Annotated in this window: 20 protein-coding genes and 1 tRNA gene; 16 read left to right on the top strand and 5 right to left on the bottom strand. The window is 36.5% G+C overall.

Going from position 1 to position 25,853, the window contains the following annotated elements:
- From lldD to A9J31_RS11670, 5 genes are all read left to right on the top strand, one after another.
- Complete coding sequence (lldD, locus tag A9J31_RS11690) at positions 1–1,152, top strand: FMN-dependent L-lactate dehydrogenase LldD (protein ID WP_067765993.1); 1,152 nt, start codon at positions 1–3, stop codon at positions 1,150–1,152.
- Between the two features lie 297 nt (positions 1,153–1,449).
- Positions 1,450–3,147: a D-lactate dehydrogenase gene (dld, locus tag A9J31_RS11685; protein ID WP_067765990.1), complete on the top strand. Its 1,698-nt coding sequence runs from the start codon at positions 1,450–1,452 to the stop codon at positions 3,145–3,147.
- Between the two features lie 181 nt (positions 3,148–3,328).
- On the top strand, positions 3,329–5,365 hold the full coding sequence (locus A9J31_RS11680; protein WP_067765987.1) for an NADPH-dependent 2,4-dienoyl-CoA reductase: 2,037 nt from the start codon (positions 3,329–3,331) through the stop codon (positions 5,363–5,365).
- 87 nt (positions 5,366–5,452) lie between these two features.
- Positions 5,453–5,542, top strand: a tRNA-Ser gene (locus tag A9J31_RS11675).
- A 169-nt stretch (positions 5,543–5,711) separates the two neighbouring features.
- Complete coding sequence (locus tag A9J31_RS11670; protein WP_425394350.1) at positions 5,712–6,965, top strand: tyrosine-type recombinase/integrase; 1,254 nt, start codon at positions 5,712–5,714, stop codon at positions 6,963–6,965.
- Positions 6,966–6,995: 30 nt separating this feature from the next.
- On the opposite strand, the gene A9J31_RS11665 is transcribed toward A9J31_RS11670, so the two are convergent.
- A complete protein-coding gene (locus A9J31_RS11665; RefSeq protein ID WP_067765981.1) occupies positions 6,996–7,262 on the bottom strand; it encodes a helix-turn-helix transcriptional regulator in 267 nt (88 codons plus the stop codon).
- Positions 7,263–7,560: 298 nt separating this feature from the next.
- On the opposite strand from A9J31_RS11665, the gene A9J31_RS11660 reads away from it, so the two are divergent.
- The 6 genes from A9J31_RS11660 to A9J31_RS11635 are packed head-to-tail and all read left to right on the top strand — an operon-like array spanning position 7,561 to position 15,916.
- On the top strand, positions 7,561–8,445 hold the full coding sequence (locus tag A9J31_RS11660) for a dynamin family protein (RefSeq protein ID WP_067765978.1): 885 nt from the start codon (positions 7,561–7,563) through the stop codon (positions 8,443–8,445).
- Positions 8,446–8,455: 10 nt separating this feature from the next.
- Complete coding sequence (locus tag A9J31_RS11655) at positions 8,456–10,726, top strand: dynamin family protein (RefSeq protein ID WP_067765975.1); 2,271 nt, start codon at positions 8,456–8,458, stop codon at positions 10,724–10,726.
- A 13-nt stretch (positions 10,727–10,739) separates the two neighbouring features.
- Entirely contained in the window at positions 10,740–11,621 is an 882-nt protein-coding gene (locus tag A9J31_RS11650) for a hypothetical protein (RefSeq protein ID WP_067765972.1), read from the top strand.
- A gap of 22 nt (positions 11,622–11,643) precedes the next feature.
- Positions 11,644–14,889 (top strand): ATP-binding protein, encoded by a 3,246-nt coding sequence (locus A9J31_RS15920; protein ID WP_067765969.1) that lies wholly within the window; start codon positions 11,644–11,646, stop codon positions 14,887–14,889.
- Between the two features lie 14 nt (positions 14,890–14,903).
- On the top strand, positions 14,904–15,512 hold the full coding sequence (locus A9J31_RS11640; protein ID WP_067765966.1) for an HNH/ENDO VII family nuclease: 609 nt from the start codon (positions 14,904–14,906) through the stop codon (positions 15,510–15,512).
- On the top strand, positions 15,509–15,916 hold the full coding sequence (locus tag A9J31_RS11635) for an SMI1/KNR4 family protein (RefSeq protein ID WP_067765963.1): 408 nt from the start codon (positions 15,509–15,511) through the stop codon (positions 15,914–15,916). Before A9J31_RS11640 ends, A9J31_RS11635 begins: the two co-directional genes overlap by 4 nt.
- 299 nt (positions 15,917–16,215) lie before the next feature.
- On the opposite strand, the gene A9J31_RS11630 is transcribed toward A9J31_RS11635, so the two are convergent.
- Positions 16,216–16,599 (bottom strand): hypothetical protein, encoded by a 384-nt coding sequence (locus A9J31_RS11630; protein ID WP_067765960.1) that lies wholly within the window; start codon positions 16,597–16,599, stop codon positions 16,216–16,218.
- Between the two features lie 619 nt (positions 16,600–17,218).
- Between A9J31_RS11630 and mobC the strand changes: the two genes are divergently transcribed.
- Together mobC and A9J31_RS11620 are read left to right on the top strand one after the other, a co-directional pair.
- The gene (gene mobC / locus A9J31_RS11625) at positions 17,219–17,728 is read left to right on the top strand and encodes a plasmid mobilization relaxosome protein MobC (protein WP_067765957.1); all 510 of its coding nucleotides are present in this window, start codon (positions 17,219–17,221) and stop codon (positions 17,726–17,728) included.
- On the top strand, positions 17,725–20,133 hold the full coding sequence (locus A9J31_RS11620; RefSeq protein WP_067765954.1) for a hypothetical protein: 2,409 nt from the start codon (positions 17,725–17,727) through the stop codon (positions 20,131–20,133). The genes mobC and A9J31_RS11620 overlap by 4 nt, the downstream gene beginning before the upstream one ends.
- Before the next feature lie 51 nt (positions 20,134–20,184).
- Here the strand turns inward: A9J31_RS11620 and A9J31_RS11615 are convergent, their stop codons facing one another.
- Entirely contained in the window at positions 20,185–20,436 is a 252-nt protein-coding gene (locus A9J31_RS11615) for a hypothetical protein (RefSeq protein WP_067765951.1), read from the bottom strand.
- Positions 20,437–21,363: 927 nt separating this feature from the next.
- On the opposite strand from A9J31_RS11615, the gene A9J31_RS15915 reads away from it, so the two are divergent.
- Positions 21,364–21,489 carry a hypothetical protein gene (locus tag A9J31_RS15915; RefSeq protein ID WP_257222836.1) on the top strand — a complete coding sequence of 42 codons (126 nt, stop codon included), beginning with the start codon at positions 21,364–21,366 and terminating at the stop codon, positions 21,487–21,489.
- Positions 21,490–21,588: 99 nt separating this feature from the next.
- On the opposite strand, the gene A9J31_RS11610 is transcribed toward A9J31_RS15915, so the two are convergent.
- Both A9J31_RS11610 and A9J31_RS11605 read right to left on the bottom strand, forming a co-directional pair.
- The gene (locus A9J31_RS11610; RefSeq protein ID WP_067765948.1) at positions 21,589–22,284 is read right to left on the bottom strand and encodes a pirin family protein; all 696 of its coding nucleotides are present in this window, start codon (positions 22,282–22,284) and stop codon (positions 21,589–21,591) included.
- 175 nt (positions 22,285–22,459) lie between these two features.
- Complete coding sequence (locus tag A9J31_RS11605) at positions 22,460–23,674, bottom strand: L,D-transpeptidase family protein (protein WP_067765944.1); 1,215 nt, start codon at positions 23,672–23,674, stop codon at positions 22,460–22,462.
- A gap of 206 nt (positions 23,675–23,880) precedes the next feature.
- Between A9J31_RS11605 and hemE the strand changes: the two genes are divergently transcribed.
- Together hemE and A9J31_RS11595 are read left to right on the top strand one after the other, a co-directional pair.
- A complete protein-coding gene (gene hemE, locus A9J31_RS11600; RefSeq protein WP_067765941.1) occupies positions 23,881–24,951 on the top strand; it encodes a uroporphyrinogen decarboxylase in 1,071 nt (356 codons plus the stop codon).
- A gap of 46 nt (positions 24,952–24,997) precedes the next feature.
- Positions 24,998–25,795: a DUF817 family protein gene (locus A9J31_RS11595; protein ID WP_245668232.1), complete on the top strand. Its 798-nt coding sequence runs from the start codon at positions 24,998–25,000 to the stop codon at positions 25,793–25,795.
- Positions 25,796–25,853 lie beyond the last annotated feature (58 nt).

Below are 25,853 nucleotides of genomic sequence, written 5' to 3'. Positions count from 1 at the left end.
ATGATTATTTCTTCTGCCAATGACTACCGTGAAGCGGCACGACGTCGTTTACCGCCATTTTTATTCCATTACATCGATGGTGGTGCGTATGCAGAATATACCCTGAAGCGTAATGTAGAAGATCTATCAAAAATTGCTTTGCGCCAGCGTGTACTGAACGACATGTCACAGTTAAGTTTAGAGACCAAACTGTTTGATGAGACTTTGTCGATGCCAGTTGCATTATCGCCTGTGGGTTTAACAGGCATGTATGCACGTCGCGGTGAAGTTCAGGCTGCGGTCGCTGCAGATAAAAAGGGGATTCCGTTTACGCTTTCTACCGTTTCAGTATGTCCAATTGAGGAAGTGGCGCCTGCGATTCAGCGTCCAATGTGGTTCCAGCTCTATGTGCTGCGTGACCGTGGTTTCATGAAAAATGCTTTGGAACGTGCTAAAGCGGCAGGCTGTTCAACCTTGGTATTTACTGTGGATATGCCTGTACCGGGTGCGCGTTACCGTGATGCTCACTCGGGTATGAGTGGCCCAAATGCAGCAATGCGCCGTTATATGCAGTCATGTTTCCACCCACATTGGGCGTGGAATGTCGGCATGATGGGACGTCCGCATGACTTGGGCAATATTTCCAAATACTTAGGTAAGCCTACAGGTCTAGAAGATTATATTGGTTGGTTAGGTTCTAACTTCGATCCGTCTATTTCGTGGAAAGACCTTGAGTGGATTCGTGAGTTTTGGGATGGGCCAATGGTCATTAAAGGAATTCTGGACCCTGAAGACGCCAAAGATGCAGTGCGTTTCGGTGCAGATGGGATTGTGGTTTCAAACCATGGTGGTCGTCAGTTGGATGGTGTTTTATCTTCTGCACGTGCGCTTCCACCAATTGCAGATGCAGTCAAGGGTGATATTAAAATCCTTGCAGATTCGGGTATTCGTAATGGTCTAGATGTTGTACGTATGCTGGCGTTGGGTGCGGACACGTGTATGCTCGGTCGTGCTTTTGTTTACGCATTAGGTGCTGCGGGTGGAGCGGGCGTTTCAAATCTTTTAGAACTGATTGATAAAGAAATGCGTGTGGCAATGACTTTAACAGGTGCAAAAACCATTGCTGATATTACTTCAGATTGTTTGGTACGTTTAGAGCGAGAGTTGGCTTAGCCGTTAACTTTTAAATGTCAAATTCGAGTTGTTTCTTAACTTTGATACGCGTAAATGTCATCTGCAATTGTTCGAGGCAGGCTTACATATTTAAAGTGATGTTTCTGCGAAGATAATATTTATCAGAAAGTATTTGACGAGTTTTGCGGATGACAATGGTTTTGCCTACTTTTCCCAAAAGGAAAGTAGGTCGAACCGAAGGTTAATTCCTAAATATAAACAAAACTGAAATTACTCCGCCGTTATGAATCCTTTAAAGCCTGAACTGTATAAGCATTCATCCATAGGATAACCAATATGCAACCCCATTCAGATTCACAGCAAACCATTCAAAAACTCATCGAGATTGTTGGTAAACAACACGTTTTAACTGACGATAAAGACACACGTTTATACCGCCAAGGTCGTCGTTACGGTGCAGGGAAAGTACTGGCTGTTGTTGCACCAGGGTCATTACTGGAACAGTGGCAAGTACTACAAGCGGCTGTTGATGCAGATTGTATTGTGATTATGCAAGCAGCCAATACAGGTTTGACCGGTGGTTCAACGCCTTTTGGCGATGACTATGACCGTCCTGTGGTTCTGATCAGCACGCGTCGTTTGATTGGCATTCAGGTCATTAATGACGGTCAACAAGTGATTTGTCTACCTGGTGCAACACTAGATCGACTTGAAAAAGAATTGGTGCCATTTAATCGGGAGCCACACTCGGTGATTGGTTCATCGTGTATTGGAGCTTCAGTTTTAGGTGGCGTCTGTAATAACTCAGGCGGTGCTTTGGTGCGCCGTGGTCCTGCTTATACTGAGCTGGCATTGTATGCTCGTGTCAATGATGATGGTCAGTTAGAGTTGGTGAATCATTTAGGGGTAAATCTCGGAGAAACACCTGAAGAAATTCTAAGCAAGCTTGAAACGAAAAATTATCAAATCGGCGACATTATTAATAACTCAGGCTGCTGCGCATCGGACCATCGTTATGGACATGATGTTAAACAAGTTGATGAAAATACGCCTGCACGTTTTAATGCCGATCCGTCTCGTTTATATGAAGCATCGGGTTCGGCAGGTAAAGTGTGTGTTTTTGCCGTACGTTTGGATACCTTTGAAAAAATTCCAAGTCAGGTATTTTACGTCGGTACAAATTCACATGATGATTTGACTGAAATCCGCCGTTTTTTACTAAAAGATTTGCCGCGATTGCCGATTGCAGGGGAATATATCCACCGCGTGGCTTATGATATTGGGGCAGAGTACGGTAAAGACACCTTCATGTTCATTGAAAAACTCGGCACAGCCAAAGTACCTGCTGCATTTGCAATGAAAGATAAGGTCGATGCGTACTTAGAAAAATTTGGTATGAAAGGACTGTCAGATAAAGTTTTACAGTTGGTGACCAAATTCATGCCCAATCATTTACCGAAACGGATGAATGCCTTCCGTGATCTGTATGAACACCATTTGGTTATTCGGATTGAAAATCAAGATGTCGAGCAAGTTGAAAGCTTTTTAAAACGGTACTTCCAAGATAAAGCCTCAGGTGATTTTTTCCACTGTAGCGAGGAAGAAGGACGTAAAGCATTTTTACATCGTTTTGCCGTTGCAGGTGCAGCAATTCGTTATCGGGATACGCACCGTTCAGAAGTTGAAGATATTGTAGCTCTGGATATCGCATTGCGTCGTAATGATCGCGAGTGGGTGGAAACCTTACCCAAAGAGATGGATGATCTGATTGTTCATAAACTCTATTATGGTCACTTTTTATGTCATGTGTTTCATCAGGACTATATTGTGAAAAAGGGCGTGGATCCTTTGGCGATGGAACACCAAATGTGGCATTTACTGGATGCGCGTGGGGCGGAATACCCAGCTGAGCATAATGTCGGACATTTATATGTGGCGAAGCCTGCATTAAAAAATCATTATCAAAAGCTGGATCCAACCAATAGCTTTAATGTCGGGATTGGACAAACCAGTAAGCTGAAACATTGGAAATAATGCTTTTAAAAACGACACGCCGTGATGTGATATATCACGGCTTTTTTATGAGTGAATAATTTATGCGTTACACGGTATTGACCATAAAAGCGAAGAATATTTTCTAAATTGTCATCCCAAAATATAAAAAAACCGCTAAAGTGTTATGCAACAAGTTGCAAAGCCAAAATAAGGATTCAGCATGACAACGACTAGCTATGCAAATATTTTAAAACCGCTGCATTTAGGTTTTACCACCATTAAAAACCGTGTGGTCATGGGTTCCATGCATAGTGGTTTAGAAGATCGTTTTTATAATTATCCAAAACTTGCTGCATATTTTGGCGAGCGCGCAAAAGGTGGTGTTGGCCTCATCATTACAGGCGGTATTTCGCCGAACCGTCAAGGCTGGTTGTTACCAGCCGGGGGAACAATGAATACCTTAGGCGATGTGGCGCCACATCGTTTAGTTACACACGCCGTGCATAAGCATGGTGCTAAAATTTTAATGCAAATTCTGCATGCGGGTCGTTATGGCTATCAACCATTTGTGGTGTCATCGAGTCCGATTAAATCACCGATTTCACCTTTTAAACCACGTCAGCTGAGTGATAAACAAATTTTATCGACCATAGATGACTATGTGAAATCCGCAAGCCTTGCACACAAAGCTGGCTATGATGGCGTAGAAATCATGGGTTCTGAAGGCTATTTGCTGAATCAATTCCTAAGTCGCCATGTGAACCAACGTACAGACCGTTGGGGGGGTGACATTGAAAATCGTATGCGCCTCGCAGTGGAAATTGTTAAAAAGATTCGTGCTGAAGTGGGTGAAAAATTTATTATTTGCTTCCGTTTGTCCTTATTAGATTTGGTGCATGACGGCAACACGATGGCAGAAGTCATTGCTGTTGCGAAAGCATTAGAACAAGCGGGTGTTACATTATTGAATACAGGGATTGGTTGGCATGAAGCGCGAATTCCCACCATTGTGACTTCTGTACCACGTGCCGCATTTGTCGATTACACAGCAGAAGTGAAAAAGCATGTATCAATACCAGTCATTGCATCCAATCGTATTAATATGCCAAATACCGCTGAAGAAATTTTAGCAAGTGGTAAAGCTGATATGGTGCAAATGGCACGTCCTTTATTGGCAGATGCTTTTTGGGTAAATAAAACGGCAACTAACCGTGTCGATGAAATTAATACCTGCATTGCATGTAACCAAGCATGTTTAGACCATACTTTTAAAAATCAACGCGTGAGTTGCTTGGTGAACCCACGTGCGGCACATGAAACTGAGCTGGTTTATTTAAAGGCCAAAAAACCAAAACGAATTGCTGTTGTGGGTGGTGGTGTGGCAGGTATGTCAGCTGCCACTGTTGCTGCGAGTCGTGGGCATGATGTCACTTTATTTGAAGCCAATGATGAGGTTGGTGGTCAATTTAACTTGGCAAAAGTTGTACCTGGTAAAGAGGAATTTCATGAAACCATTCGCTACTTTAAAGTTCAAATTGAAAAAACTGGTGTTGAACTGCGTTTAAATACGCGCGTTAACCGCGAACAACTTGAACGTGAAGGTTTTGAAGAGGTGATCATTGCTACAGGTGTTGTACCACGTCATTTGAAGATTGCTGGCAGTGATGCGCCAAATGTACTGTCTTATGCTGAGGTGCTAAAAGGTGCAGCAGTAGGTGATAAAGTTGCAGTGATTGGTGCTGGGGGGATTGGTTTTGATGTCTCTGAATTTTTATTAAAGCCACCACATCAGCCGCAGCCTCAACCATTGGTAGATTGGCAGCGTGAATGGGGCATTGACCCAAATCCGAACTATATCACCGAAGGTGGAATGCAAGCATCAGAAATTGAAATGCCTGTGCGTGAAATTTACCTGTTACAACGTAAAACGACACCGTTAGGTGCTGGTTTAGGAAAAACCTCTGGTTGGGTGCATCGTGCACAATTAAAGAAAAATGGTGTACGGATGTTACGTGGTGTGCAATACAAAGCCATTACTGTAGAAGGTTTGTGGGTAGAAACAGCGGGGCATGATCAATTACTTCGAGTAGATACAATTGTCGTTTGCGCGGGTCAGGAATCAGTTAAGCATTTGATGCCAGAACCAGGTGAGAAAACGCTCGCAAATTACCATATTATTGGCGGCGCTAAACTGGCAGCAGAACTTGATGCTAAACGTGCAATCCGTGAAGGGGCTGAACTAGCGGCAAAACTTTAATGCAGTGGTGAAACAATATTCATTTGAAAGGTTTAGTTGTATTTTTTACTTGTCAGATGGATAAAACCTCCGTATTATGGCGCACATGGAAGCGTGGCAGAGCGGTTTAATGCACCGGTCTTGAAAACCGACGAGGGCGCGAGTCCTCCGTGAGTTCGAATCTCACCGCTTCCGCCAAACAATACTGTCCAACATTGCTTAACGCAATATAAGCGATTGATTATATTGGTTAAAGTTGGAATATAACGATACGACGCACGTTGACACTTGACGTAAATCGACAGTTATAAAGTAGTAAGAAATGTAGTAAGTTAAAGCTTACTACATTTTTTTTTGCGTGGTTTTTATAATGGCACGTACTCAAAATAAGCTCACAGCATTACAAATTAAAAAACTTAAGGCTGATCCGCAAAAGAGTATAAAAATAGGGGATGGCGGAAATCTATACTTTCGTGTTGATTCGAATGGGAGTCGGTATTGGATATTTAATTACACTCGCCCATATACGAGCAAGCGTAATGAAATGTCACTTGGTACGTACCCTGAGATGTCTTTGGAAGAAGCTCGTAAAGTTCGAGATGAATACAAAGTGCTTATTCAAAGGGGGATCGATCCTGCTGCACAACGTTTACAACATAAACATCAACGTAAGCATGAGTTAGATCATACTTTCCAAGTGATCGCAGGAAAGTGGCTTGAGAAAAGAGCGATAGAAAAGAAAGAAGATAGTGAAACGATTCGTCGTTTAAATCATGATGTCCTACCATACATAGCAAACTTAACCTTTGATCAATTAACTTTGGAGGTGCTAGAAGATCGAGTATTTCAGCCTATTCTCGAGAGGAAAGCATACGCTGTTGCAAAAAGGTTAAAGTCAGACTTAAATCAAATCTTTAAATTTGCTCGAAAAAGAAAACTCATAACTTACAACCCGATTGAAGATATTGAATTACCTACACCACCGAAAAAAAACCATCCAGCCGTAACTGAGGCGAAAGACTTAAGTGCATTAGTCAAAGCGATATGGATTTACCCTGAGCAGTTCCCTAGAAGCATGATTACGACGCAAGTGGCACTCAAGATCTCTTTGTTGATCTTTCAACGCCCTGGAGAGATTAGAAGCCTTAAGAAAGCATATTATTATAAAGATGAACGATGCTTAAAATTTGTAAGCAGTAAAACTAAGCAAGATCATATCGTACCACTGTCAATACAAGCTATTGAATTGCTTGAATCCATCATTGACTTATATCCCGATAGTGAATACTTCTTTATTGGACGGGATGGAAAGAACTATATTTCTGAAAATACCATGAATAAAGCACTTGAAAGATTAGGCTTTGCAGGAAAGCATACAGCCCATGGATCTAGAGCATCAGCAAGAACAATCCTTGATGAAGTCTTAAAGAAGCGTATCGATTATATTGAGCATCAACTGGCACATCGAGTTAAAGATCCAAATGGACTTGCTTATAACCGAGCAAAATATTTAGAAGAGCGAAGAGATATGATGCAGGATTGGGCGGATCACTTATATGAGCTTATGGGTAAACCGAGACTCAGACCTAAATATAATTTATATATATTTAAGCCTGTCTAGTGACAGGCTTTAAGAGAAATAAAATAGTCGCTATGCAGCTCTATTTTTACTTGCTAACCATTCATTGATTTGATTCTCAGACCATGTTGGCATACTTGCAGTAATATAAGTGGGGGCAGGGAAATCCCCACGCTTTACAAGCTTCCAAAGCATGGACTCTGAAATGTTCAGTAATCCAGTGGTTGCATCACGATGGGAGAGTGTTCGTGTTCGACCAGAACGGTCTACATAGACCTTACCAGTACGTGCTGGATAGTTTACGAGATCTTTTACTCGATAAAGTTTTGCAATAGACATTGTCTGTCTACTCCTTATTTTTATAGTTAAGCAAGATTGCTTAATGAGAAGCTTAGCAAAAGAAAAAAATAGACAAGTCTAAAAGTGTAAAATTGATGAAAAAATAGATAAAAATTTATATAAAGGTTTCTACTAGAATTAATATGTAAATTTTTTTAATTTCTTCATATAGGATTTTTTTAACAAAAGAAGATGGTAATACTCCCACAATTTTTTTATTGAAAGTTAAAATTAAACTCTGATTTTATTGAAAATTATTGTAAAATATGGATATTAATGAAAATCTTTAAGTTTAAAAATGAATAAAATTAGAATTGTATTTACTGCTACTATGAGTGCAGGCAAAACTACATGTATTAATGCGCTTTTAGGCACTGAATTATTACATTCAGCGAATGAAGCAACTACTGCTACGATAACAGAGATACAAGCTAGTGATGTAGAGTTGATTAGAGCTTTTGATAGCAATAAAGCAATAGTGAAAGAAGTAGATGCGTTAACTGCTGATACTTTAAAAGTATTAAATCAAAGCCAACAGGTACAGGAAATCTTAGTTAAAGGGAAATTTAATTTCTCTGAGAATTTGGTGCTTATTGATACTCCTGGTCCAAACAATAGTCGAGATGAAAGTCACAAAAACTTAGCGTATGAATTCATTGAGGAAGAAAATTTTGATTACTTGGTGTATGTGATAAACGCTACCCAACCATTCATTAATGATGATGTCAGTTTTTTAAAATTCATAAAACGAACTATAGATTCGGATAAAATAATTTTCTTGGTTAATAAAATTGATGATTTTGATTTAGATAAAGAATCTATTGAGAGTTTCATAAATAACTTAAAAAATTATTTGAATGATCTCGGTTTTGTAAAGCCGATAATTTTTAGTATAAGTGCTTATAGGGCATTGCTAATTAATAAATTTATTAGACAAGAGAAACTTTCTAAAAAAGAAAAAAGAGAATTATTTAGTTTTTTAGAAAATGAACATGAAATTATTAACCTTGCTTATACTCCTTTTTCACCTGAACAAATTGCACATATTAAAGCACAGAAACGATTTGAATGCCTCGGTGATGAATTTGAGGATTATGAGTATTTGAATCATATATACTGTAATACAGGTTTTCCATACTTTGAATTTTCTATTAAAAACCAAATATTTTTATTAAATAAGTAGGGGCGGTTAAGTGAATTATATTGAAATTAAACATAATCCATTTTCAATTGAAACACAGTTTTTTGTGAATGGTCAGGAAGTTTTAGGAAATAATATTTTATCTCATCTCAAACAACGTAGATTACAGTTGTGGGTAGATCAGCTTCCTAAGCTTCTATATGATTTTTTTAATCAAGATAGCAATATAGAAATCAGTTTTATAGGATTAGAATCGGATTATATTGATCTTAAAGAAGAAATTGAAAAAGCAAATTTAGAGCATAGAACTAATTTTAAATTAACTCCTTACTTTCCTGTAGAAAGTGTCGATATTCGACTTGAAAAAATAAAAGGAATGATTGAATTCGCAAAGAAAAATCCAAAATTTTTTAGTTATTTACAGAATAATTCGAAAGTTTCAGATGCTTTGAATGAAGCATTTAATAATGATTTTGATGCTTATGTAGTTGCTACAATGTCATCAGGGAAGTCAACATTCATTAATGCAATGTTAGGCACAGATTTATTACCTGCTCGTAATGAGGCGACTACAGCAACTATTGCAAAAATTTATGATACAAAATCAGATACTTACTATGGTAATCGTTATAATTCTGATGGTGAGATTCTAGAAGAAAATATAATTTTAAATAGTGAGGTTTTGAATTCTTGGAATGATCAAAAAGATACACATACAATCAATATTACTGGTCCAATTTATGGAATGAAAAAAAGAGACAATGTAAGACTAGTACTTACTGACACACCTGGGCCAAATAACAGTCGTGATGAATCTCATGCTCGTTTGACAATGTCTTTCATTCAAGATTCGCAACGTAGTCCTTTAATTTTATATATTTTAAATGCCACACAATTAGGCATTAATGATGATAAAAACTTATTAGAGCTAGTTGCTAAGGAGATCAAGAAAGGTGGCAAGCAAGCTAAAGATCGTTTTATTTTTATCGTAAATAAATGCGATGAATTTGATCTAGAGAAAGAATCTTTGGAAAAAGCTTTAGATAATGTAAGAGCCTACTTAATAGAAAATGGTATTCAAGATCCTTTGGTATATCCTATTTCAGCATTTGCAACCCGACTGATGCGCAATGATGAACAACAGTTAACAAGACGTGAACGTAGCAAAAAGAATGATTATATTGATCAATTTTTGGAAGATGAATATAACTTTATTAAGTATATGCCTTTAACGTCAAAGGTTGCACATAAGGTTGAAAATTTAAAGCTCATTGATGATGATGAGTTAAATACCGCATTAAAAAATAGCGGCATACCAGCTGTAGAAATGATGATAGATGAATATATTGAAAAATATAATCTTCCACACCGACTAAATCGGGCAAAAGAAGCATTAGATACCGCAATAGGGTTAGCATTAAATGAAGAGCAAATGAATGCCGCATTAGAACAAGATGAGAAAGAGTTAGAGAATATTTTAGCATCCATTAAGCATCTAGAAGCTAAGCGGGCTAAAGGTTTTGAAACAGCCTCATATAAGGCAAAACTTAAAGAACGTAAAAATCATGTCCCTGAGACTATTCAGTCTAAGATCAAATCACTAAGACGTGGAATAGAAGACAAATGGAGTTCGATTACTAATACCATGCAAGGTGATGTGAGTATTGATCAAGCGAATGACAAATTAGAAAAGTTAGAAGATGATTTGAAATTTAAATTTAATGAAGTCATTAATGAGTTGGATAATGCATATTTGGCTATGCAAAAAAATATTCATAAGGAATTAAATACAGAATATCAAAAGTATATTTCAGATATTTTTGAAGATGTGAAAGACTTGAAAATTCCTGTGTTGAGTGGATTAGAAAGTAAATTTAAAAATTTCGATATCGCAGTGACTAAAACTACGCGAAATGAAATCAAATCTCGCACTGTTGTAGTGGGGCAAAGAGAGGTTAAAACTTCAAAATGGTATAACCCATTTTCTTGGGGTAACAAGAAAATTGTAGATGTTACTGAGGAAAGAGAGTTCATTTCCTTAAAAACTGCTTGGGATAAACGTGGAGCAGAAATAAGAACGCAATTTAATAATCTTATTCAACAGGGTACAACGCATATCACTGAAGGTGGAAATAAAATTATTGATATGTATACAGAATTTTTGACTCAAGAGTTTGACAAAAAATTTGAGCAAATCATAAAAGAGATCAAAGGGAAAATTCAGGATAAAGATTTACGTATAAAAGCTATCGATCAGGCAAAATCTGAATTAGTTTGGATTGAGAAAATGCGTCAAGATTTAGATGATATTTTAAAGATTTAAGGAGAAATACCTAGTGTTTAAGTTAAAAGAAGAGATCATTGAAACTCTTGAAAATTGTAATCAAAAAACAGAAATAAAAAAATTAATTGAGATTGATTCGGATTTCGCTGAATTGGATCTTGATTATGGCGAATTAATTTCTACACATACTTTATATAATGAAAATGATTTTTATGGATCATTAGATCTATTAAAGAGAAATTTTAGTAAGGAGAGGCTTGATAGTGTAATTGGCATAAAACTTTGGTTAATTGATCATGAAATTCAAGGTTTTGTAGATGTTGTCCAAAATGAAACTATTGATATTGAAGAAAATTTCATTAACACTAACGCTAATTTAGAGGAAAGTGTAGATCAATTGAATCTTAAACAGAAAGAAAATAAATTTTCAAATAATTTATTTGATCATGCTTTTTCATCAAAAGATCTAGATAAGATTAAAGCTATTCTTTTAAATCTAATTATTGATCGAGAAGTTAGCACTTTAAAGTTGACAGAATATGGAAAAGTTCTTCATGAGAAAATTCCCGAAATATTTGAAGTTTATAAGGAAGATATTTTTAATGAAAAAATGAAGATCGATCAGGATAAATGGGATTCACAATATTTACAGGATCAGCATTTATCTTTACAGACAAATTTTTCCTTAGATCGTTATAACCACGTACTTGAAGTTAGAAAATTTCTAGGTATAAATAATGATGGCTTTTTGAATAATCCAAATCCAAATCCAAATGTGGAATCAGATAATGTGACTGATGATAAGAATCCTAATAGAGATGATTCTGGTAAAAGTATTATTGAAGAACTTCTTGATAAAATTGTTGATGGTTTGAATAAATTAAAAGATGTTGGTTGTAATTTAATTGAAAAAATTAAAGCTAAGTTTAAGTAATTTAAATAATAGGGGGGAGGATATGAATAATCAATTTAACCAAAAATTGGTAAGAGAGGAAAGAACAGAAAATTTAGAAAGATCATTATATTCAGCTGAATATATGATCAAGAAAAGTTATCTAACTGACTTACCAAACATGTCTATTCTCCCTACTTTTAATATTGAGCAGATTAATTTTAGTGCAGAAGTTCGTTTATTTAGATTAGAGCGTTTAGTACAAAATAATAAGCAATCAGTATTAGAAAGTTTAGTTGCTATTTACACTGCGCTTGGTAAAGCAGGTCATAGTATTTTCTTTATTTTTGAGAGTAATGGTGATACTACCCAAATTTATATTGGTGTAAAAAGTAAATCGGGAGATTTTGAAGGGCAGAATGCTGGTGAGTTGCTAAAGTCAACATTTGATGGGCAATTCTCCGGTAGTAAATTAACAGGAGTATTAAATACTGAATTAAAGGAAATTTTTCAAACTACCGTAAATCATGAAAAAAATGATTGTAGTGGTGTTACGGCTGTGACTTTGATTCCATCATTATCAGTAGATAATCGAGAAAACTTTATCCAAGGTATGGAGCGATTTATTGATGCTGCTGAAGGAAAGATCTATCAAGCAATTTTTTTAGCAGAAGCGGTCGAGGAAGCTGTTTTACATACTATTCGCCGAGGTTACGAACAAATATATACTCAAATATCACCTTATTCGAAGAATACATTTAGTTATTCAACACAAGAGTCAGAAAATATTGCTCATGTACTTGGTTCAAGCGTAACAGAGACTCTAGGTAAAAGCATTGCTTTAACTGAAACTAAAGGAACTAGTATTTCAAATGGGGTAAATGAAAGTTCACAACAAGGTTCATCTTCTTCCCGAAATAAAGGGGGAGCTGTAGCTAGTGCTGGGGCTGGTATTGGTATGGGAGTTGGTACAGCTATAGCTGGCCCTGCTGGAGTGCTTATAGGTGGGGCAGTGGGTGGAGTAGTTGGAGGCCTTGCAGGAAGTCTATTAGGATCTGACAGTGAAAGTTCATCTCAAACAAAAGGAACTAGCTATACAGAGTCTGAGAATCTTTCAGAAGGAAAAACTAGTACAAATACAAGTTCAACAGCTAATACATCAACGAAAAGTACAAGCAAGGGTACGACATACGGCACAAATCGACAGAGTACTATAGAATTTCAAAATAAATCTGTACAACAAATTCTCAATAAAATCGACCAAAATTTAGCAAGACTCGATGATGTCGAATCTTATGGCGGGTGGAATTTCGCTGCTTACTTTATAGGTGAAACACCTACCGTTTCTCATACTTTAGGTAGTATTTATTATGGTTTAATGAAAGGTGATGATTCGAATTCGGAAGCATCTACTATAACTACTTGGACTAGTGAGGATAAATCATTAATCTTAAAATACTTAAAAAATTTACAACATCCACAATTAAAAGTATCCACGCAATTAAATGTACAAATACCATTTTTAAGCCCGACGAGTTTATTGTCTACCAAGGAAATAGCGTTAACATTAAACCTACCTCATCACTCTACATCTAGTGTAAGTGTTGTTGAAACAGTACCTTTTGGACGATCAATTCAGTATCTAAGTGATATTAAAGCGTTTAATGAAAATGCGATTGATTTAGGAGTATTGCGTCATTTGTGGAAAGATTCTAATCAACCTGTGTTCTTAGAAAATAAGCAATTAACGCAACATACATTGGTATGTGGATCAACAGGATCAGGTAAAAGTAATACTTTATATACAATTTTAAAAAACTTACGCCAGCGGCAGATTCCTTTTTTAGTGATTGAACCTGTAAAAGGAGAATATAAACATGTGTTTGGTAATTATTCAGATGTTTCTGTCTATGGGACTAATCCGAAACATACTGATTTATTGAAATTAAATCCATTTAGTTTTCCAGAGGATATTCATGTCTTAGAACATGTAGATTATTTAGTTGAAATTTTTAATGTATGTTGGCCAATGTATGCCGCGATGCCAATTGTTTTGAAAAAAGCAATTTTATTGGCTTATCAACGGGTAGGTTGGAATTTAGATTTATCAGAGAATATACATAGACAGCAAATCTTTCCGACCTTCACTGATGTGTCATTGACACTGAAAGAGATTATTGAAGATTCTGCTTATTCTGAAGAAGTAAAAGGTAATTATATTGGTTCGCTAGAAACTCGTATTATGTCTTTGACGGATGGATTAAGTGCACAATTATTCACATCAAATGAGATAGATAATTCCATTTTATTTGATCAGAATGTCATCGTTGACTTAAGTCGTGTAGCTTCAGCAGAAACAAAATCGCTTATCATGGGTATATTAGTGATGAAGTTGAATGAATATCGTACGAGCCAAAATTTAGAAATGAATTCAGATTTAAGGCACATTACGATATTAGAAGAAGCCCATCACTTGTTAAAGCGTACAAGTATTGGCCAATCTACAGAATCCAATAGTTTAGTTGGAAAGTCAGTTGAAATGCTCAGTGATTCTATTGCTGAAATGCGAACTTACGGTCAGGGTTTTATCTTAGTTGACCAATCACCGAATGCATTAGATATTTCTGCAATTAAGAATACAAATACTAAAATTATTTTGAGGCTTCCTGAAGAGCAAGATCGCCAAGTGGTAGGAAGTTCTATTTCTCTAAAAGATGAACAATTAGCTGAGATTTCTAAATTACCTCAAGGCGTTGCCATTGTTCATCAAAGTCATTGGTTAGAACCAATATTATGTAAAATTAATTATTTTAACTCGGATCATTCTAAATTTTATTTTGAAAGGTCATTTGAAAATATTTTAACTAAAAAGCAAATTGAACAAGAGATATTGCTCTTTTTATTATTTATCGGTGAACGCTTGCCTTCAGATTACCGACAACCTAATCTAGATTTCCTTCTAGAAAATCTAGTCATTATTTCAGATACGGTAATGAGAATTGAGCTTGGACAGCTTTTACAAGGATGTAAAGATGCTAATTTACAATTGAGTATTAAGAACTTTGCTAAAATTAGTGAATATATTGTAAGAATATTAAATTTAGAGAATAAACTAGAAACATTATTAAAAATATCAGTGGATATAAAAGATTTTGACGAAAAATTAAATGAATTGATCTTTAATGAAGATTTTATTATTAAAAATCAAATCAAGCAGGCCTGTTTGAAATATCTAACTTGTATTGATAGTGGTTATTTAAAAGCTTATCAGACATGGGTAGAACATGTAAATAAACAAAATGTTTCTTGATAAAAGAGAAAATTATGGAATTAATTTCAGTATTGGCTTCTACTCTAGAGAAAATAAGTGAAAGTAGTGCATTGGAGAACACCTGGTATAAAGATTCAGCTATGGACCAGAAAGTTTTCTATGATATAGGACAGTTAGATCGACCATCTTATCTACAAAATAAGATGCATCTGACTGAATTATCGGATGAAGGCAAAGAGAATCTAAGAAATGAAGGATACGGTGAGAAAACATTAGAAGCTATTCGCTCTGAAGAGGAGGCGGATATTTATAATGAGGCTGGGCTAGAATCAAAAGAAATTAATGGTAGGGAATGCTTAGTTCGCTCTGATATAGATTATGAGCAAATTGATGATCGTGGCAGAACAAACCTAGAACGTATGGAAAAGGGATTGTCACCTTTAGATAAAGATGGTCAACCCTTTGAGTTGCATCATATTGGTCAAAAAATGGATGCTCCTTTAGCTGAATTGACTAAGAAAGAACATATTGCAGATGGTAATTACAACATATTACACGAATCAAAAGAGTCTGAAATTAGTCGTCCCGATTTTAATAAGGAGCGTGCAGATCATTGGAAAGCACGTGCAGCAGAAATAAAACAGGAAAGAGCAATCACATGAATATTTTAAAAGATTTTATTAAGTCAAATGCTATTGATGTTATTTCAGTTAGTGAAGAGCAAATTCTTCAAGCACAGCAGATTTTAAAACTTGATTTTGACACAGATTATTTATCTTATTTACAAATTTGTGGGCAATTAGAATTTGAATATTTGGAATTTTATGGATTAGGAGTTAATCCGAATTCACACTTGAATGTCATTAAAATCTATAGTCTATTAAAGGAAAATGATACTTATCCGAAAAAAGCATTGCCTCTTCTAGACCTTGGTGATGGTCACTATTCTATATATGACATAGAAACAGGATCTGTTTTGGAATGGACAAAAGATGGATTAGTGGGTCAATTAAGTCAAGATTTGGAACAGTATTTATTAAATACTTTAAATCAAGTGAAAGCATGAAAAAATTGGTAACTGTCATAAAAGATGTGAGTTAGTACAATTTAAATGATCTAAATATTCAAACTGAATTGATTGTCCCTTATAGACAGTAGTAAAAGTAGCATTATCCTTAAGCAAGCCTACCTGTAGCTACAAAAATCTATCCAAGGGATAGATTTTTGGTACGCAACAGGGCTTGTCAGGGGCGACCCCCTGAACCCCAAACATCATAGTTAAAATAAGTAGGGGCTTAAAATCTGTTTAGTGAATGTTTAACTTTTTAAAAAAGAAAGTGTTTATACCAACTTTAAAAAAAAGATTTATCGTTTCATTAATTTATTGAATAATTCAATAGAGTATTCTTTAATATCTAAATCATTACTTAATTTAGAAGAATCAATATTATCATCAATCCATTTTTTTAAATTATTTTCAAAAGCATATGGATTACTAAAAGATTTTAATTTTCTATTTATAGTATTAATTTCTTCCTGTAAGCCATAGTCGCTATAAAAAAAATCTAATAATAGAGTGTGTATTTCTTCATAGATTTCATCTTTTAGAATTTTAATCTCTTTTGATTTTTCTAGACTTTTATGGAAGTCTCTCAAATTCAACCTAGTATCCTTCAAAATGTCTCTAGGAGTCATATTAAGGGGTAAGTTTTCAACTTGAGGCTTATTGTAATTTTCATGTGTTTTCATGGTATTTATCCTTGAATGGATGATTTTATCTAAAAGATAGCTTTACTCATGTTTAGGACTATGAAAGAATTACTAGGTAAACGCCAATTTACAATAATTCCTACATATACGTTTAGATTTCTATCGTGTTGTTAGGAGAAAAAAGAGTTTTTTAAAAACTCTTTTTTTTATTTCGAAAAATTTCATTTCATAAAAAATCTTTCTTAATAAAAATATAGGCGCCTTCATATTATCTTGACAAATTTCTAGTGTTACATCGTGTAAAAATTTAACAAGGATCCGGATACATAAAGTATACAAAACAAGAAAATAAGGCAGTTTTCATTACAAATAATTACATTTGTTTTTTTACAACTTTAGTTGTTAGGTATTACAAGTTTTTTATTGGATTAAAAATTTTCTGTATATATAGAGGCTCAGATTCGCTAAATTAAATTTTCCTGCTATTTTTCCATTAATTCCACTTTTACGGTTCTAAAAAAAATTAATTTGCTAAAGTTTCTTTCAGTACTCAGTAATCTTGTTTGTAGCCATTCTTTAAAAAAGTAATGAGGTCTGTAGCTACAACCTAAATTAAGACATTACTGACACCATAATAAAAATAACAACAGGTGCAAGAATGAAACAAGGCAATCGAAATATTGTCAAAAGACTGAGATTTTTAGATCTACAGGCGGAGCAGCTTGAACAGTTGCTCGAGTGGAAAGGCATCAATTTTACTGACCTAGTCCATATGCTCATTGCACATGAATATGCAATGAGTCAGCCCTATGTCCCACGTGAAATTGAATCTCAAAACAGCGTTGTCCGTGCAAAGAATGTAGCTACAAAAGTCAGTCGTGTAGCCCCATCCTATTGCAAACTTGATCCAGCATTTCTGAGAGAGCTAGGTCGGATCGGGAATAATATTAATCAAATCGCTAAATCCCTGAATATCCTTTGTCTCAGCCAACAAAAACAGAAGATGGATTTTTCATATATCCAATGCTTGGCTGTCTTAGAAAATATTCAACAGCAACTCCGTCAGCATCTCGATCCTTTACCCATCCTCACACGTTCTGAATATCAGGTTGAACGTCGTAAAGAACAGGCTTTACGTTATGTGACAACCCAAAGGGAAGAGGCATGATTATTAAGTTTCTACCCCATGGCAAAGGTGATCCATTTCGTGCTGCTGCCTATGTGATGGATGATAAGGATCATTTGAATTTACCACGTACAGGTGTAGAAGTACTTCGTGGTGATCCGATGACCTTTGCCTCCATTGCACAAAGCTCACCGCATAAGTATCGCTATACCTCAGTGGTGATTGCATGGGCAGCAGAAGATGAAGTGGGTCTTGATGAAATTAACGAAGTACTCGATGCTTTTGAACAACATGCCTTTGCTGGTTTAAAGCCCCATCAGTATCACATGACGGCTGTGATGCATGAAGAGGAGAATCGATCGAGGCATATTCATGTCTTGATTCCGCGTCTTGAGCTCACCACTGAGAAATCTCTCAATATTGCACCGCCTGGACATCGGCATTACTTCGATCCACTCCGAGATTACTTCAATCATAAATATGAATGGGCAAGACCTGATGATCCTGCAAGGGCGAGAAGCTTACAACTCCAAGACCATGCATTGAAGCAGAATGCGGCTGCATTAAGAGCCAATCTGATTGAACAGCCCAAGGCAACACGGATTGAACTGATTAATCAATTTGTTGAACACCGTATGTTGCAAGGCATGGTGTATGACCGTCCTACCGTTCTACAAGCACTGTCAGAAATCGGCACGATTACTCGAATAGGACAAAACTATATTTCACTTCGTACCGAGGCAGGTACAGACAGATTAAAGGCTGCATATTATGACGAACAGTTTTACCTCTCAGATTACCTTGAAAATCAAAGAAGAACAGAAGCTCTTGGATCAACATCAATTGAAGATTCAAGAAAGCTTGCAGAACGGAATCGAGCATTGCGAGAAGCTGAGCAACGTATTCAAGAAGTACGAGCAAAACGCCAGCAGTACAATGAACGAACATATCGAGACCCTGAGCCAGTATCAGCATCAATTAGTCATGATCAACGAAGCACATGCCCAGTTGAGCCAACAATTGAAGAAGCTACAACGATACAAGACCAATCTCGAGGGGGAGACCGAACAGCAAAACAATCAGATGAACGAAATTCTCTTACAGATGCAAAGTCATCAACAATCACATTTGGAGATCTTAGAGGCGATAGAGAAAATCAAAAAATTGGTTTTGAATTCCTCGATGTCGAGCGACACACGATTCAAAGAGATCAGCCAACAACTCAGGATGAAACCCGATCTGAATACTATAGAAGAGATTCAGCAGGGCATCGCCAAAACACCTATCTTTATTTTAGTGCTATTGCTGATACTGACCTTCAGCAACAGTCTCATTTTAATCTACACCAATATAAGAGGTATCTAAATGCCCGAGTTCCATACCGAGTTACAACACCTAACTCAACAGCAATTTCAGTTGTTACAACAAGAAAATCAAGCTTTGAGCAGTTACTTGCAAGTGATGAAGGACGAGATCAAAGACGTAACCAATACAATCGAATTGCAGCAAACCTACCAAGACAAATTGCAACAATTGATCGAACAATTGAACAGCGAGTTACAGCACAAGGATCAGCAGATCCAACAGTATCAGAATTATTTATCCAGCAACATCGACGTGCCAGATCAAACAAACTTATCCAATATCTTGGTTCCGTTATTCAAAGAGTCTCTGGTTATCTATCTCCAATCAGAACAGTTTCAAATGCAGTGTCAGAGTTATATCGAGGCAAGACTCAGCAGTTACTCGAGCTGTTTAGAGACACTACATTCGATCAATTGGGCAAGTTTGCAATATCCCGAGAAAAGCATCGAAAAAGAGTTAGACAGTGTGCTGAACGAAGTCATGAATATGAGCAACGATTTAAGCAAGCTCATCAATTTATATCAACAGCGTTAAATTGGTCGATACAACGTATTTTTCCGAAAGATAATTTAAGCCACTTTATAAATAACATCGTGCAACAGCATCCTGATCAGGACTTCACTATGATGAGGGTCTATGCTGAAAGGGTGGATAATCAAATCACAGATCATATCCGTTTCTTAATGGATGAAAACAAAAAGGGGAATCGATATCCAACAGAGGAAAAACTAAAATTCACTCGAGAGTTTAGGTTATGTACGGAAAAACTCATTCAAAATATCCATCTATTTAAAACAGATGATCCAAATATCTTGGGTTTTTTAAACACAATGGATCATTATATGCAGATGATTGATCTCAATCATCCTCGACCACACTTGAAAGAAGAAAATTCACCTTTGATCAATGCGAATGATGCTTCAAGGCTTGATATCAAAGACTGTGTGAATGAACTTCGGTCTTACTTAGAACCTTATGGTCGCAAGAGATCTGCTGAAGAAAATGAGCGTAAACAAGACGTGCAAATCGTGCCTAAAACACCAGAACCCAAGAAAAATAACTTACGAGATTTAGAATTCTAAAAGAGGGAATGTTTTGACGCTAGGTCAAAACATTCCTTACCTATTAATACATTAATTTTTGAAAGTCGTCTGTTTAGGGCGTAGTTTTGTACGTTTCGACCACATTTCAGGATACTGAGCAGCTAGATGTGTATGTCCAGTTGCGTGGGAAGAACGACCATCATTCTGTTGAATACGATCTTCTAAGCGATCAATGAGAATATAAAGATCTGTAAGACGTTGCAGATCCTCGGTAGGGATTTTTTTAGCAACATTTTGGATAAGCTGTTTGACGATGAGCTTTGCTGAAATTTGATTTTGCATAATGATGCACTCCTAGATCGGGATATACACCACCACAACTAATTTCCACATAGATGAGGTGGCAACAGACAGGGGTGGAAATACTGAATCTAGGATCAGCCAACACGAAGTTGCCCTGTCATGCTGCCATAAAGACTGCATAAAACAGTAAGCAAAAAAATAGCCGCAAGTGCGACATTTCATGCACCTAGATCGTATCAGGTTTCCACGCCTGAACACAGATTTTGCTGTGTAATAAATAAGCTATCAGTGGTTAAAAAATGAGTCAACAGGCTTTTACGTCAGGTCAGGTGAGAAGAGTCGGAGAAAAAGTCATTCTTTATGTTTAATTTTTAAATAATTCAATATCTTATAATACATATTTATTTTATCTTTGCTCTTAAACACGATTAATAAGCCGATAAACGGTAGAAGTTATGTCCTAAAATTCAGGATAAATGTAACAAAAATTATGTAGTAAGGATTGTAGTAAGAAAAAACTATAATTTAGGATATATAATATAAAACATATAGATAGTGGTTTAGTTTGACGGACACCGCTTCCGCCAAATTTGAAAAGCCCTGACAATGTCAGGGCTTTTTTTATGTCTGAAATTATTTTTTAAGCTACACTATCCATTAATTGCTTCGCTCAATTATCTTTAATAATTGTTTGATTCATAATCTTTATTTTAGAATTAGACTGAAAAAAAATGATCTTTTTTTATCTACTTAGATGACGTATCGTCTCCAACAACTATTCTTAAATTATTGCTTTTTAATCCGTCAAAAGTAAAAGCATCAATAAAATAATTAATCTAAAAAATAGATTGTAAAAATTAAAATTAACAGTTTTACCGATTTAATTCTGATCTGTATATTTCTTCAACATAAAGAGCTTTTAGAGCAGCAAATTCGCTGCAATCTCCCGAAATGAGGAATGTGATCATGATGAAATTAGTTGTGGCTGTAATGACTGTTGGTTTATTAAGTGCATGTGCAACTTTTGATCCTGTACATTATGAAAAACAGCGTCAAATTGAAAATGCACAGCACTTACGTACTATGGGGTAATTTCAACATTTAACGGCTTAAAATAATCTGTTTGATGTGTATATATACGAAGATATAAAAAAGCCCTCAATATTGAGGGCTTTTTTATTGAAATAACACTTATTTGACTTCAGGTAAGTCAAACCAAATCACTTGCGCATCATCTAAAGCTTCAATTTTGCTAGCTTCTAGAAAGGCGATTGCGCCACCAGCTTCAACGGTATGTTGAGCAATTTTCACTGAGCCTGAAATGACATGCACATAGTTAATGTGTTGTGTTGCTTCAATGTCTAAAGATTGACCTTTAGAAATGACTGCTGTTTTCACTTCAGCTTGTTGGCGAATATGCATCGGTGCATTGTCATTCGGTCCAACAATTAAATGCCATTGATCTGGTTGATCACGTGGATCGCATTTAATTTGCTGATATGTCGGCTCTGCATCACGTTCGTTTGGAATGATCCAAATTTGCAATAAATGAACATCTTCATCACCTTGGTTCATTTCACTGTGACGAACACCAGTTCCCGCGCTCATCAGCTGCCATTCACCAGCAGAAATCCCACCATGATTACCCATACTGTCTTTATGGGTAATTGTACCTTTTAGCACGCAGGTTAAGATTTCCATATTGTCGTGCGGATGTTGACCAAAACCTTCATGCGCAGCAATTAAATCATCATTGATTACACGAAGAGCACTGATGCCCATATATTTAGGGTCATACCAGTTACCGAATGAGAAGCTGTGTTTAGATTCAAGCCAACCCATTTTTACGTGGCCGCGATTTTCGCTTGGATGTAAAAAAGCATTCATGGCATTTATCCTTATCTTAATTATTTAACATGAACACATTTTAGGATTTAGCCCAAAGTAGATATATAGCTTTTTAGCGACAATTCATCCTATATTTGCAACGATAAAGGGTGAATATGCCAGATTGTAGATATAAAAAAGCCTGCATGAAGCAGGCTTTTTTGAACAAACTTAATTATTCAAGGAACTTAACAGTTACGCCAGATTTTACTTTTTTACCTAAATCATTTGCGTCCCAGTTAGTCAAACGGATACAACCGTGAGACGCAGTTTTAGAAATTGCAGAAGGGTTAGGTGTACCGTGAATACCGAATGATTTTTTGCTTAAGCCAATCCAAATATTACCCACTGGGCCGTTAGGGCCTGGTGGTAAAGACAATGGTTTTTTATTGTTGCCTTGAACAAAGTTAGAAGGTGAGTAGCTGTACCAAGGGTTTGGTGCTACACCTGTAACTTTGTATGTCCCTGTAGGCGATGGAGTATCTGAACTACCAATCGTTGCAGGGAATGAGCCGATCATTTGGTTACGGCTGTTGAATAAATAAAGCTGTTTCGCACCTTTATGCGCAACGATTAAGTGAATATCTTCTGGAACTTCGTTACGAATGTTCGCTACAAGAATTTTTTCACCCGCTTTTTTAAATGTTGCTTTTGGATTTAATTTCTTTAAGAAATCTTCATCCATATGGAATTTTTCACCCAACATTTCAGTTACACGTGTGTAGTACAAGCCTTTCATTTTTGCTTGTAATGCATAATCGTGAGGAATGGAAGCTGCATATGGGCCTTTTAAGTCTGCCTCTGTCAGCGTGTATTCGATGAAAGCAGGCTTAGAACCTTGTTTAGCAATTAATGCATCCCAAGTTTCTTGAGTTAAAGTACCCGTTGGTTTTAATGCATTCATTTGTTGGAATGATGCAATTGCTTTTAATGTGTTTTTACCACTTGTACCGTCAATTGCACCCGGTGAAGCATGTGCATTGTTTAACATGACATGTGCACGTGCATAAACAGGGAATTGACCTTTACCAATATTGTCATACCACTGTGCATTGTTGAGATCATTTAAACCCCAAGCGGCTTTGGCAGCAGGTGTACTTGTTGTAGCTGGCGTAGATGTTACAGGTGCAGCACCGATATCAGCTTTCACATCTTCAGATTGTTGTAGGCTATCTAACGTTTGAGAAGCCTGATTCAAATCTTCTTGTTCTTGAGCGCTGATTTGATTTGCAGCTGAAGAAGCTTCAGTCGCGAGTGGATCAATTGGATCCTGCACGGCAACATTGCTTACTTTTTTTGGCGTTAATGGTTGTTCAGCAGTAGATGCGGCAATAGCTGTACCAGCAAATATGCAACTTAGGCTCAAAGCGAGCATTGTGCGAACGAACATGTAATTCAACCTTAAGAATTATTCATTTACTGTGTATAAAAAATCTAGCTAAGTATTACAGAAAAAAAGTGGAGATGCAGTATTTGTTTTGTGTAAATATCATTTTTGGCACTAAAGGTGATCGGTTTTTAAATGCATGAGAAGTTATTAAATTTACGACCTTTTTGTTATGATGATTGCAATGTCAAATATAGTTGGGAAAGTGAATGACGACCTTAAAGAATGATCGTTTCTTGCGTGCCTTATTACGTGAACCGGTAGATGCAACTCCGGTGTGGATGATGCGTCAGGCAGGCCGTTATTTACCTGAGTATCGCGAAACACGTAGCCAAGCTGGTGATTTCCTATCTCTTTGTAAAAATACAGAATTAGCTTGTGAAGTGACTTTACAGCCTTTGCGTCGTTATGATTTAGACGCAGCAATTTTGTTTTCAGATATTTTAACCGTGCCTGATGCACTTGGTTTGGGATTATATTTTGAAGCGGGTGAAGGCCCTAAATTCCATAAAACCGTTCGCACCGAGCAAGATGTTGCTAACTTACCAAAATTCAATGCTAAGTCTGATTTAGACTATGTGATGAATGCAGTATCTACGATTCGTTCTGCATTGGGTGGTCAAGTTCCACTGATTGGTTTCTCGGGTAGTCCTTGGACATTGGCAACTTATATGGTTGAAGGTGGTTCAAGTAAAGACTTCCGTTTCACCAAACAAATGATGTATGCACAGCCTGAAGTTTTACATGCATTATTAGATCGATTAGCGGATGCAGTCATTGAATATCTAAATGCGCAAATTGATGCTGGTGCACAAGCTGTTCAAATTTTTGATAGTTGGGGTGGGGCATTAGCACACCGTGAATACATTGAATTTTCACTGAACTATATGCAAAAGATTGTTGCAGGTTTACAACGTGAAAAAGATGGTCGTAAAGTCCCTGTGATTTTATTCACCAAAGGTGGTGGTCAATGGCTTGAGCCAATGGTCGCAACAGGTGCAGATGCATTTGGTCTCGATTGGACAACACCACTGCATGTGGCACGTCAAACAGTGAATGGTCGTGCAGCCTTGCAAGGTAATTTAGATCCTGCAACGCTTTATGGTTCACCTGATGCGATTGCTAAAGCGACACGTGCCATGTTGGATGATGCTTATGCCAATGGTGAAAAAACTGGTTATGTTGCAAACCTAGGTCATGGTATTACCCAATGGGTAGATCCTGCAAATCCGAAAGCGTTCGTTGATACTGTCCACGAATACAGTGCGAAGTACCTTTAAGTAACAGTCCACACGCTTAGGAATTAGGGTTTAGGATTCAACCGTGATCAGCATTTTAAAATCATGTTTTGAGTTCTCATATAAGGCAGCTTCGGCTGCCTTATTTGGGATATTACTACTCATAGCATTTGCGTTGACAGCCTCAATGGGTAGTCAAGAATATTTTGGCTTTTTCCGCTACGATTATTTATTGTTTTATGCGCTGCTTATTCAGGCGTGTTTGCTTTATCTCAAATTGGAATCTTGGGCTGAAGCAAAAGTAATTGCGCTGTTTCATATTCTGGCTATGGGCATGGAAATTTTTCTAACCCATCCCCAAATTGCTTCATGGCAATATCCACAGCCAGCAGTGTTTAAAATTTTAACTGTGCCTTTGTTTGCTGGATTTATGTATTCAGCTGTGGGAAGTTTTTTCGCACGTTCTTTGCGTTTATATCAGGTTTCATTTATTGCCTTACCACGATTTAGCAATATGTTGGCTTTGGCAGTGTTGTCATATTTGAATTTTATGACCAAATTTTTTGTGCCAGATATTCGTTTACTCCTTTTTGTTTGGAGTGGTGTGATTTTTTGGAAGACTAAGTTACGTTTTCAATTACAACATCATCAAATACAACTTCCGATGTTACCGGTTTTATTGTTATTGGCATTTATTATTTGGATTGCAGAAAACATCAGTACTTTTTATAAAATTTGGCTCTACCCAAGTCAGGTTGACGCATGGCACATTGTGGGCTGGGGCAAATTAGGTTCTTGGTATTTATTGCTACTTTTAAGCCTGGTTTTGGTGCTAAAAATCCTTGGAAATCGTGATGAAAAAGGTGTTTGGAAGTTAAAAAAATAGTTAAATCAGGGTCTTATTGTTAATATGATGTTTTAGATAAAAAGTTTTGCGTTATCTG

This window comes from Acinetobacter gandensis, assembly GCF_001678755.1.
GTDB classification, from domain to species: domain Bacteria; phylum Pseudomonadota; class Gammaproteobacteria; order Pseudomonadales; family Moraxellaceae; genus Acinetobacter; species Acinetobacter gandensis.
This window is presented reverse-complemented; position numbering and strand designations above follow the sequence as displayed.

Coding starts and splice junctions, on each gene's coding strand:
- lldD (WP_067765993.1), top strand. CDS start 1: ATGATTATTTCTTCTGCCAATGACTACCGTGAAGCGGCACGACGTCGT.
- dld (WP_067765990.1), top strand. CDS start 1,450: ATGCAACCCCATTCAGATTCACAGCAAACCATTCAAAAACTCATCGAG.
- A9J31_RS11680 (WP_067765987.1), top strand. CDS start 3,329: ATGACAACGACTAGCTATGCAAATATTTTAAAACCGCTGCATTTAGGT.
- A9J31_RS11665 (WP_067765981.1), bottom strand. CDS start 7,262: ATGTCTATTGCAAAACTTTATCGAGTAAAAGATCTCGTAAACTATCCA.
- A9J31_RS11660 (WP_067765978.1), top strand. CDS start 7,561: ATGAATAAAATTAGAATTGTATTTACTGCTACTATGAGTGCAGGCAAA.
- A9J31_RS15920 (WP_067765969.1), top strand. CDS start 11,644: ATGAATAATCAATTTAACCAAAAATTGGTAAGAGAGGAAAGAACAGAA.
- A9J31_RS11640 (WP_067765966.1), top strand. CDS start 14,904: ATGGAATTAATTTCAGTATTGGCTTCTACTCTAGAGAAAATAAGTGAA.
- A9J31_RS11635 (WP_067765963.1), top strand. CDS start 15,509: ATGAATATTTTAAAAGATTTTATTAAGTCAAATGCTATTGATGTTATT.
- A9J31_RS11630 (WP_067765960.1), bottom strand. CDS start 16,599: ATGAAAACACATGAAAATTACAATAAGCCTCAAGTTGAAAACTTACCC.
- mobC (WP_067765957.1), top strand. CDS start 17,219: ATGAAACAAGGCAATCGAAATATTGTCAAAAGACTGAGATTTTTAGAT.
- A9J31_RS11620 (WP_067765954.1), top strand. CDS start 17,725: ATGATTATTAAGTTTCTACCCCATGGCAAAGGTGATCCATTTCGTGCT.
- A9J31_RS11615 (WP_067765951.1), bottom strand. CDS start 20,436: ATGCAAAATCAAATTTCAGCAAAGCTCATCGTCAAACAGCTTATCCAA.
- A9J31_RS15915 (WP_257222836.1), top strand. CDS start 21,364: ATGATGAAATTAGTTGTGGCTGTAATGACTGTTGGTTTATTAAGTGCA.
- A9J31_RS11610 (WP_067765948.1), bottom strand. CDS start 22,284: ATGAATGCTTTTTTACATCCAAGCGAAAATCGCGGCCACGTAAAAATG.
- A9J31_RS11605 (WP_067765944.1), bottom strand. CDS start 23,674: ATGTTCGTTCGCACAATGCTCGCTTTGAGCCTAAGTTGCATATTTGCT.
- hemE (WP_067765941.1), top strand. CDS start 23,881: ATGACGACCTTAAAGAATGATCGTTTCTTGCGTGCCTTATTACGTGAA.